Annotated in this window: 1 protein-coding gene; it reads left to right on the top strand. The window is 47.8% G+C overall.

What is annotated here, in order from left to right; genetic code table 11:
* Positions 1–574 precede the first annotated feature (574 nt).
* Positions 575–992, top strand: a 418-nt coding sequence (locus tag A3750_RS24270; RefSeq protein WP_156498915.1) for a M20/M25/M40 family metallo-hydrolase, incomplete at its 3' end; no start/stop codon positions are given.

The following is a 992-nucleotide window of genomic DNA, read 5'->3' as shown; positions in this document are numbered from 1 at the left end:
ATAACGGTTACTTTAAACGTCTGGCGCAGACCTGTTATCACGAGTCCGAAGATTCCGGCTCTTTGTCGCAGAGTATTGTGGATGGTTGGAGTGAAAACCNTGCGATGCGCGGGTATCGCGTGAGTAGTTCTGCCTTGTCAGTGATTAAAACGTTTATTGAGCAGGGTGGGATATTGAGATTCTCCGTAGGGGATGCTGTTCCCGCGCCTCGGGACGGCTCATATGGCTGGCAAGAAGCGGCATTTATTGCGCGCGTAGAGGTTCAAAGCAATGACGGAGAGCCTGTTGCTTTAGAGTTGGAGCAATATTTTGCTCCACCGATTCAAGAGACGGTGTCAAAGCCAGAGCAGACAGTGGAACCCGCTTATATCGAAGTTGATATGTCGTCGGAGACTGAGCTTAATCCGCTTGATCAACTGCTTGGAAAACAGGTAAGAGTGCGTTTATTCAAGGAGCAAGAATATGAAGGAAGCGTTAAGCTTATTGATGAGCATCAGATTGAGATGATACCGCTTAAAGGCGATGGGAAAGTAAGTTATACCTTTAAGCTTCTCGAGATAGAAAGGCTGGAGGTATGGACCGAGTGACCAGGATTCCTCATGTTCCGTTAGCGCCTTTTACTGAGCTGTTAGGTGATATTGTTGCGGAGAATTCGATTAGCGCAGCGGATTCGCATTGGGATCACAGCAATGAGCGTGTAATTGATATTCTTCAAGGTTGGTTTGATCGGCTCGGTTTTAATACGCAGATACAAGATGTTGACCCACTTAAGGGTAAATACAATTTGATCGCAACTCTTGGAAGTGGTCCCGGTGGGTTGGTACTTGCAGGTCATACTGATACGGTGCCTTTCGACGAGTCTCGCTGGAGCACAGACCCTTTCAAGCTGCATTTTGAGCAGGAGAAATTGTTTGGCTTGGGCTCCTGCGATATGAAGGGCTTTTTTCCAATCATTGTGGAAGCGCTCAGAGGGCTGGAGGGTGCGGAGCTTA

This window comes from Oleiphilus sp. HI0079 (assembly GCF_001635105.1).
Note: the sequence above shows the minus strand (reverse complement) of the source record. Positions and strands in the feature narration are given on the sequence as shown.